This is a genomic window from Streptomyces misionensis, assembly GCF_007896895.1.
Taxonomy (GTDB): Bacteria; Actinomycetota; Actinomycetes; order Streptomycetales; family Streptomycetaceae; genus Streptomyces; species Streptomyces misionensis_A.
Genome location: NZ_VOGW01000069.1, coordinates 20,601 through 29,116, shown reverse-complemented (window position 1 = coordinate 29,116; position 8,516 = coordinate 20,601). Strand labels below are relative to the sequence as shown.

9 protein-coding genes are annotated in these 8,516 nt (G+C 73.4%); 3 read left to right on the top strand and 6 right to left on the bottom strand.

Features of this window, described 5'->3' with window-relative positions; translation table 11 throughout:
• Positions 1 to 19 precede the first annotated feature (19 nt).
• On the top strand, positions 20 to 1,105 hold the full coding sequence (locus tag FRZ03_RS12530) for an ABC transporter permease (RefSeq protein WP_146465221.1): 1,086 nt from the start codon (positions 20 to 22) through the stop codon (positions 1,103 to 1,105).
• Positions 1,102 to 1,779 (top strand): ABC transporter ATP-binding protein, encoded by a 678-nt coding sequence (locus FRZ03_RS12525; RefSeq protein WP_146465220.1) that lies wholly within the window; start codon positions 1,102 to 1,104, stop codon positions 1,777 to 1,779. Before FRZ03_RS12530 ends, FRZ03_RS12525 begins: the two co-directional genes overlap by 4 nt.
• Before the next feature lie 26 nt (positions 1,780 to 1,805).
• Here FRZ03_RS12525 and FRZ03_RS12520 read toward each other — a convergent pair whose 3' ends face one another.
• The 6 genes from FRZ03_RS12520 to FRZ03_RS12495 form a co-directional block, all read right to left on the bottom strand.
• Complete coding sequence (locus tag FRZ03_RS12520) at positions 1,806 to 2,216, bottom strand: DUF3592 domain-containing protein (RefSeq protein WP_146465219.1); 411 nt, start codon at positions 2,214 to 2,216, stop codon at positions 1,806 to 1,808.
• A gap of 129 nt (positions 2,217 to 2,345) precedes the next feature.
• Positions 2,346 to 2,984, bottom strand: a complete 639-nt coding sequence (locus FRZ03_RS12515) for an HAD family hydrolase (RefSeq protein WP_146465218.1) — start codon at positions 2,982 to 2,984, stop codon at positions 2,346 to 2,348.
• A complete protein-coding gene (locus FRZ03_RS12510) occupies positions 2,981 to 4,129 on the bottom strand; it encodes a hypothetical protein (protein WP_146465217.1) in 1,149 nt (382 codons plus the stop codon). Before FRZ03_RS12510 ends, FRZ03_RS12515 begins: the two co-directional genes overlap by 4 nt.
• Before the next feature lie 60 nt (positions 4,130 to 4,189).
• On the bottom strand, positions 4,190 to 5,797 hold the full coding sequence (locus FRZ03_RS12505) for an amino acid adenylation domain-containing protein (protein ID WP_146465216.1): 1,608 nt from the start codon (positions 5,795 to 5,797) through the stop codon (positions 4,190 to 4,192).
• Positions 5,798 to 5,829: 32 nt separating this feature from the next.
• Positions 5,830 to 6,567: a thioesterase II family protein gene (locus FRZ03_RS12500; RefSeq protein WP_186785386.1), complete on the bottom strand. Its 738-nt coding sequence runs from the start codon at positions 6,565 to 6,567 to the stop codon at positions 5,830 to 5,832.
• Positions 6,568 to 6,619: 52 nt separating this feature from the next.
• Entirely contained in the window at positions 6,620 to 6,868 is a 249-nt protein-coding gene (locus FRZ03_RS12495; protein ID WP_186785385.1) for an acyl carrier protein, read from the bottom strand.
• A gap of 418 nt (positions 6,869 to 7,286) precedes the next feature.
• On the opposite strand from FRZ03_RS12495, the gene FRZ03_RS12490 reads away from it, so the two are divergent.
• Positions 7,287 to 8,429, top strand: coding sequence for an ATP-grasp domain-containing protein (locus tag FRZ03_RS12490; RefSeq protein ID WP_146465213.1), 1,143 nt, complete (start codon positions 7,287 to 7,289; stop codon positions 8,427 to 8,429).
• The last annotated feature ends 87 nt before the right edge of the window (positions 8,430 to 8,516 follow it).

Below are 8,516 nucleotides of genomic sequence, written 5' to 3'. Positions count from 1 at the left end.
ACACAGGACAGGCAGGGCCGTGTTCGTCGCCTGGAGAGACCTGAAGTTCGCCAAGGGGCGCTTCGCCCTGATGGGAACCGTCATCGTGCTGATCACCCTGCTGGTCGGGCTGCTGTCCGGGCTGACCGCCGGACTGGGCCGGCAGAACGTCTCGGCGATCACGTCACTGCCCGCCACCGAGCTCGTCTTCCAGGCCCCCGCCGCCGGCCGGGATCTGTCGTTCGCCGACTCCGCCGTCACCGGGGCGCAGTGGCGGCGGTGGTCGGCGGCCCCCGGCGTCGAGAGCGCCGAGCCGCTGGGGATCGCCACCACGAAGGCCACAGCCGGGGACAGGAGCGCCGCGGTCTCCGCCTTCGGCGTCCGCGCCGGTTCCCGCCTCGCCCCGGACGGCGGCGCGATCGGCGACCGTACGGTGGTGCTGTCCACCGGGGCCGCCGAGGACCTGGGGGTGGCGGCCGGCGGCTCCGTCACCCTGGCCGGGCAGCGGCTGACGGTGGCCGCGGTGCGCGGCGACGCCTTCTTCAGCCACACCCCGGTCGTCTGGACCGGCCTGGACGTCTGGCGGAAGGCGGCGCCGCCGACCGGCGGCGGGGAACGCCCGGCCGGCACCGTCATCGCCCTGACCACCACCTCGAAGGCCGCGATCGCGGCCACCGACCGGCGGGCGGGCACCAGGACCGTCGCCGTCGGCGACGCGCTGTCCGCGATCGGCTCCTACACCTCGGAGAACGGCTCCCTGCAACTGATGCGCGGCTTTCTGTTCGCCATCTCCGCGCTGGTCGTCGGGGCGTTCTTCACCGTGTGGACCATTCAGCGCAGCGGTGACGTCGCCGTCCTGAAGGCACTGGGCGCCTCCACGGGCGGCCTGCTCCGGGACGCCCTCGGCCAGGCCGTCGTCCTGCTGGCCGGCGGCACCCTGATCGGCACCGGCGCCGCCGCCTGCGTGGGCGCCCTCGTCGCCGGGACCGTGCCGTTCGTCCTCACTCCCGGCACCGTCCTGCCGCCGGCCGCGGTGATGATCGTCCTCGGTGCTCTCGGAGCCGCCCTGTCCGTCCGCCGCATCACCTCCGTCGACCCGCTGACCGCCCTGGGGGGCGCCCGATGAGCCTGCGTCTGACCGATGTCACCCTCACCTATCCCGACGGCGACACCCGCCTGACCGCCCTCGACCACGTCGGTCTGGAGGTGCCGAGGGGCAGTCTGACCGCCGTGGTCGGCCCCTCCGGCTCCGGCAAGTCCAGCCTCCTGGCCGTCGCCGCCACGCTGATCACGCCGGACGCGGGCACCGTCACCGTCGACGGCACCCCCACCACCGGTCTGAGCCGGGGCGAACTGGCCGAACTGCGCCGGCGCGCGATCGGCATCGTCTTCCAGCAGCCGAGTCTGCTGCCGTCCCTCACCGCCGTCGAACAGCTCCAGGTCATGGCCCACCTGGACGGCCGCTCCCCCGCCGGGGCCCGCGGCCGGGCCATGGAACTGCTCGACGCGGTCGGCCTGGCCGACCAGGCGGGCCGGCGCCCGCACCAGCTCTCCGGCGGCCAGCGCCAGCGCGTCAACATCGCGCGCGCCCTGATGAACGAGCCCACCGTCCTGCTGGTCGACGAACCCACCAGCGCGCTGGACCACGAACGCGGCGCCGCGGTCGTCGCCCTGCTCGCCCGGCTCACCCGTGCGCAGCCCACCGCCACCGTCCTGGTCACCCACGACCGCACCCACCTCGGCGCGGCCGACCGGATCGCCGAGGTTCGCGACGGAAGGCTCGGCGCCCTGACGGCGTGACCGGGGCGTGGGCGGCCGGGGCCCGGTCACGCCGTCAGGGCGATCAGCACCGCGGTGCCCCCGAAGACCAGTCCCACGAAGAGGACGGCCAGGACCGGGCCCACCGTGTGCCGCCACATGGCCACCCGCGCGGACTGCGGGTCGTGCGCCAGGTACACCACCGGCACCTGCCGGCCGGTCGCCAGTCCCATGCCGCCGCCGCGCATCCGGGTGGTGAACTCCACCCGGTGGCCGCGCCGGTCGGCGAAGGCGATGACCGGCGCCCACGAGGGGCCCGCATCACGCCTGTCCACCCGCACGTTGTCCACCACGACGCCCCAGGTGCGGAGGCCGTGCCTCCGCAGCCGCCAGACCACCGCGGTGTCCCTCAGTCCGACCGCCAGGAGCAGCACCGCGACCGCTCCGCACACGATGACGCCGATGAACCCGTTCCCCACCTTGCCGCCTCTTCCGTCCCGCCCCCGTGCCGCAGAAACTACGGAAACAGGGGACGCGGATTCCCCGCGGGCGGTTGCGGCGCGGGCGGCCGGCTCGGGCTCGCGTCCCGAGCGGTTCCGGCAGCGCGCTCACGTCGCGAGCAGTTTCGGCAGTGCGCTCATGTCCCCGAAGACCCGGACGCGCCCCGAGCACCGGCTCTCCTCCGGCTGGTCCGGCCGGTACCAGTGGACGCGCAGGCCCGCGTCGTGCGCGGAACGCACCCCGACCTCGCTGTCCTCGACCGCGACGACGGTCTCGGGGTCCACGCCCAGCGTCCGTACCGCCTGCCGGTAGAGGCCGGGGTCCGGCTTCCACGTGTCCAGTTCGTACGCCGAGAAGTGCGGGCCGGGGAAGAAGCCGGCGAGGCCGGTGCGGCGCAGCCGGTCCTCGATCATGCCGAGGGGGGAGTTCGACACCACGTACGCGGGCGCCGTGATCTCCCGCAGGGCCGCCGCCACCCCGGGGACGGCGCGCAACCGGGTCGCCAGGTACCGCTCGGCGATCTCTCTCACGCGCGCCACCGCGTCGTCCGGCAGCGGGGTGTCCGTGTACTGCCCGATGATCGCGACCGACTCGCTCATCCGGCGGCCCGCGACCCGTTCGGCGAAGCCCTCGGCCGGGACCCGGGCGTGCACGGTCCCGGCGAACTCCAGCAGTGCCAGCACCTCGGCGTCCTGGCTGTCCACGAGCACGCCGTCGAGGTCGAAGAGCACGGTGCGCGCGCTCATGCGCCCAGTCCGTGCCGGCGCAGGAAGGCGTCGTAGCGCCCGGCCAGTTCGGTCGCCGCGGAACGGGCGTCGGCGATCTTCAGCTCGGTGCAGTGGTAGCCCAGCATCTCCCGCATGACCGCCATGCGTTCCTCGGTGAAGTGGACCGTGCCGTTGGCGGCCACGCGTTCGATGCCGTCCAGGAGCTGGCAGCGCCGGTTGACGGCCTGCGCCGTCTCGGGGGCGGTGCCGGGCGGCAGGTCGAGCCGTACGCCGTCGCGCGACACCCGGACCGGGTAGCCGCCGGTCATGCCGCCGGGGGCGGGCGCGTGCAGACCGTGCTCCGTGCGGGACAGCAGCGCGAGCAGGAGGCGGGCGGCGGAGGTGGCCGTCAGCTGCTGGCCGTCCTTGCCGCCCTGGCGCCGCAGCCCGCCGGCCAGCCGCGCGTACACCGCGTCGGCGTCGACCGTGGCCCGCGTTCCCCCGACGCTCACGTTCAGCAGGTGCGGGATGCCGTGTGCCTCGCCGAACCGGTGCACGTGGTGGCTGAAGTAGTGGTGTCCCACGGCCTTCACCTCGACCTCGGCCGGGGAGACGCCCAGTTCCTCGGCGGCCGACCAGGTGATGCCGGGCACGATGTTGCCGATGTTGCCGATGCCGACGTCGGGCGCCAGGTCGAGGGCGGCGAGGGCGGGGCCGACCGCGTCGGGGTAGGCGCCGTTGACGACGACGGCCCGCGACTCCGCGAGACGTACGGCCTGCATCAACTCGTGCACGAGCGTGAGGTGCATCGGCAGCCAGGGGCCGAGCTGTGCCTCGTCGAGCCGCCGGAACAGGTCCCCGGGCAGGTCCATGATGGCGCGGGCGGCCTGGATGGAGGCGCCCATGAAGATGATCGTCGGTCGGATGCGCCGCAGTTGTTCCGCGGTGCGGTCCACGTCGGCCAGGTCCAGCGCCACCGCCTGCACCTCGCGGATCCGGCCGAGGTTGGCGGCGGCCAGCTTGGTGAGGTTCGCGAAGCGGGTGGCGCGCTCCGCCGAGCGGCTCGCGAGGACGAGCCGCGTCTCCGGTTCCGCGCTCGCCAGCAGATGACCCAACCGTATGGTGAGGTCACCGGAACCGATGAGGAGGATCTTCGGTACCTCACCGGTCGTGGTGCCTGACATGTCTCCTCCGCAGCGGGTCGAAGTGGTGGTGGGCGCGCGCACCCCGGCCGGGCGCGCGGCTCAGTGGGGGGTCTCTCCGGGGTCAGGGGCCGGCAGCGAGCGGCGGTCGATCTTGCCGTTGGTGTTCAGCGGGAACGACTCCCGGTGCAGGAAGCGGCTCGGCAGCATGTAGTGCGGCAGCCGCTCGCGGAGGAAGCCGGTGAGTTCGGCGGGCGGGGTGACGGTGCCCGTGTAGTGGGCGACCAGCATCGCCTCCGGCCCGGACCGGTGGGCGACCACGACGGCCTCCCGGACCGCGGGATGGCGCACCAACTGCGCCTCCACCTCGCCCACTTCGATGCGGTGACCGCGCACCTTCACCTGGTCGTCCAGCCTGCCGAGGAAGACCAGTCCCTCGCCCTCCGCGCGGACCAGGTCGCCGGTGCGGTACCAGTCCGTGTCGCGGGGTGTCTCCCCCGCGGGCAGGACGACCGCGGCCGCCCCGGGCCGGCGGCGCAGGAACCGCCCCTCGTTGTGGGCCGGATCGAGGTAGCCGGCGAACCGCTGGGGCCCGCGCAGGCACAACTCGCCGGTCTCGGCGGGCTGTCCGTCCTCCCCGAGCACGACGCTCTCCAGGTGCGGCAGCACCTCGCCGATGGGCATCGTCCCGTTGGAGCCGGCGGCGACGAGCCGGCCCGCGCCTCCGAGGTCCTTGTGCACGCAGACGACGCCCATCTCGGTCGGCCCGTACATGTTGTGCAGGACGGCGTTGGGCGCGGCCTCGGCCCAGTGCCGCGCCTGTTCGGCGGTGAGCCGTTCCCCGCCGAGCATGACCTTGGTCAGGGTGGGCATCGAGCCGGGGGCGAGCATGCCGGTGCGCTCGGCGATGCTGCCGAGGGACGGCACGCAGAACCAGTGCGTGATCCGCCGCTCGTTGACGAACCGGGAGGGCCGCAGCACGTCGTTGGCGCGGGGCACGACCAGCGCGCCGCCGGCCGCCCAGGTCACGAACATCTCGTAGACGGCCACGTCGAAGGAGAACTCGACGTTCTGGGAGGTGCGGTCGCTCGGGCCGATGCCGCAGGCGGCGACGGCCCATTCGATGAACGGCACGATGTTCGCGTGCCGGATGGGCACACCGCGCGGCGCACCGGTGGAGCCCGAGGTGTAGAGGATGTAGGCGATGTCGTCCGGCCGCGGCGGCGTGGTGACTGCCCCGCCCCGCCGGTCCCCGGCGTCGTCGCCCTCCGCCGTGCCTCTGTCGTCGGCCGGTCGGGTCAGCGCCGCCTCGTCGACGGGCAGCCAGGGCACGCCGAGGTCCGGTGGCTCCTGCGTACCGCCCCGTGCGCGCGGGGGTGTGCCGACGACGACGTCGAGGGTTCCGTCCTTGACGACGGCGAGCTGCCGGGCGGGCGGGTGCGCGGGGTTCACCGGCACCGCCGCCGCGCCCAGCCGCAGCGCGGCCAGATAGCCCGCGTAGGCCGTGAGGCTGCGGGCGGCCAGCAGCCCCACCCGTGCGGGGCGGCGGCCGGTCCGGCGCAGGACCTGTCCGGCCAGCCGGTCCGCCAGGCGGTCCAGCTCCGCGTAGGTGAACGTGCGGCCGCCCACCTCCAGCGCGGTGCGGTCGGGGTGGTGTGCGGCGGAGCGGGCGAACAGTTCATGGAGGGTCGCGGGGGCGGCCGCTGCCACGGACGGCTCCTTTCGTTGCGTACCGGGGGTCGTCACACCAGCTCCGCGACGGCGCGCAGCACGTCGGGCCAGGATTCGGTGAGGTACATGTGGCCGCCCGGGAACTCGACGGTCCGGAAGCCGGCCGAGGTGTAGGCCGCCCAGTCCCGCCAGTCGGCGGCCGGGACGGAGGTGTCGGCGGTGCCGCGCAGGGCCGTGAGCGGGACCGGCAGCGGGTGGTGCGGCTGCGGGCGGTAGCTCTCGGACATCGCGAGGTCGGCGCGCAGCGCGGGCAGCAGGAGGTCGCGGATCTCGGGGTCGGCGAAGGCGTCCGGCTGCCCGGTCAGCTCGCGCAGCTGGGCGACGGCCCGCGCCGGATCGTCGGAGAGTTTCTCGGGGCGGCGGCGCCGGGGGCTCGCCGAGCCGCTGACCACCAGGTGCCGGGGCAGCGGGCCGCCGATCTCGCGCAGGTGGCGGGTCGCCTCGTAGGCGAGGAGGGCGCCGAGGCTGTGGCCGAAGAGGACGAAGGGCGCCCCGTCGGCCTCGTCGGCGACCCGGCCGGCGACGTCGGCGGCGGCCGCACGGACCGTACGGTGGAACGGGGCCGTGAACTCCTCCTCGCGTCCGGGGAGTTGGATCGGCACCACCTCGAGGACGGTGCCGGGTTCCTGCCGCCACCCCCGGTACACGCCGGCGCCCGCCCCCGCGTAGGGGACGCACATCATCCTCAGGGGCCGGGGAGCGGCCGGTTCAGGGAAGGGCGTCTCTTCCGCGGCACGCGGAGCGGACACGTGTTTCCTCCGATCGCGGATTCTCATTTCCGGGACCCGCCGTCCGGAAATGTCAGGACGAGTCGGCCGCGGACCGCAGTAGGTCGCGCAGGGCGTGGACGTTCTCGCTCTCCAGGATGTCGAGGAAATCTATCTCGACGCCCGTCTCCTCGTGGATCCTGGTGGAGAGGGTGAGGGCCCGGAAAGAATCCCCACCGTTCTCCAGAAAACCCAGATTCGGGTCGGAACCCGCTCCGAGTACTTCTGCCCACAACTCCGGAATACGGTCCGCACCGTTTTCCGTGCCGGGAGTCTGGCTCATCTGGCTCCTCATCTCATCAAACACACGACGATTCCGAGACCGACGCGGACCAGCGGACGGGATTGGGCCTGTCAACGCTATGAAATTGGTCGGCGCCGCAGGTGGCGAAACCTTTCGCCGGTGAATGTGACACAGCTCACTCCGCAATCCTTCGGCGAAAACATCCGGAAAGCGGTGGCTGAAAACCGATGTTTGCCGGGCCCTGGGCTGTGGCTATGCTTCTTCCGCCTCTCATGTACACGGATGCCTTTCTCGCCCTGTGAACCCCGCTGTGGCCCGGCGAGAGAACCGTCGATCACTTGGGAAGGACCACCCCTTGAGCGATTCACCGGTACTCCTGGCCGTCTACGACGTCGGAAGCCTCGCACCGCTCCGCCTTTCCCAGGTCGCCCGCGACAATGGCTGCGAAATCGCATTCGTGACCGCGGACTCGGAACACGCACAGCAGATGATCCCGGTCCTCGGCAGACTGGGCCGGGTGGTGAACACGGCGGGCCGCACCGAAGCGTCGGTCCTCGATGAATTACGCGGACTGAGCCCCGCCGGAATCATCACGTTCAGCGAGTTCCGTATCGCCGACACGGTCCGGCTGGCCGCCGCGCTCGGTCTGCCGTATCACTCGCCCGCCCTGCGGGAGGCGATCACCGACAAGGACCGCCAGCGGCAGCGGTTCGCCGAAGTCGGCCTGGACACCGTGCGGTTCTGCACGGTGACCGCCACCGACCAGGTGGACGCCGCCATCGCACGGGTGGGACTGCCTGCGATCGTCAAACCGGTCGTCGGCGCGTCGAGCCGCAACACCACCGCCGTCGCCACGGCGGACGAGTGCCGCGCGGTGGTCGCCGCGGCGCTCGGCGGCATCGGGGGGCCGGCCGAAACCGCCGTCGTGCTGGAGGAGTTGCTGGTCGGCATCCCGGTGGAGGCGCCCTGGGGCGACTACATGGCGGTGGACTGCGTCGCCCGCGGCGACGACGTGCGCCCGGTCTTCGTCAGCAGCAAGTTCGCGCTCGCCGAGCCCTTCCGCGAACGCGGCGCCTACGGCGGGCAGTCGGTGGTCCCGGACGACCTGGTCCGCGAGGTGGCCGACCTCGCGTGCCGGGCGGTCGGCGCCCTCGGCGTGCACGGGGTGGCCGACGTCGAGATCAAGCTGACCCCCGACGGCCCGCGCGTCATCGAGGTCAACGGCCGCCTCGGCGCCTGGGTGGACGACCTCGGCGTGCGCGCCGGCAGCGGCGTCCCGGCCGACATCGCCGTCAAGGCCGCGCTGGGACGCCCGTACACCACCCGCGACCCGGTGGGGCGCGGCCCCGCCGTCTTCCACTATCTGATCGTGCCGCCCGTGGGTGCCACCCGGGTCAAGGCCGTACGAGACCTGTCCGCGCTGCGCCGGCTGCCGTTCGTGGACCGGGTGGTGCCGCTGGTCGAACCGGGCGCGCCCGTCGACTGGCGGATCGGCGGGGCCGGCAACGTGGCCGCGCTCGACGGGGCCGCTCCCGATGCGGCGGCGCTCGCCGAGACGGTGGCCGCGATCGAGGCCGTGGACTGGATCGACTATGAGTGACCCGCTCCGCGCGGGGCCGCACGGGCCGAACGGCGAACCGGCCCGAGCCGCCCGGCGTTCCGCGCCGCCGCCGCGCGCGCCGCGGCC

Bases quoted from the DNA above. Each gene is read 5' to 3' on its own strand.
- FRZ03_RS12525 (WP_146465220.1), top strand. From the start codon at position 1,102: ATGAGCCTGCGTCTGACCGATGTCACCCTCACCTATCCCGACGGCGAC.
- FRZ03_RS12515 (WP_146465218.1), bottom strand. From the start codon at position 2,984: ATGAGCGCGCGCACCGTGCTCTTCGACCTCGACGGCGTGCTCGTGGAC.
- FRZ03_RS12510 (WP_146465217.1), bottom strand. From the start codon at position 4,129: ATGTCAGGCACCACGACCGGTGAGGTACCGAAGATCCTCCTCATCGGT.
- FRZ03_RS12495 (WP_186785385.1), bottom strand. From the start codon at position 6,868: ATGAGCCAGACTCCCGGCACGGAAAACGGTGCGGACCGTATTCCGGAG.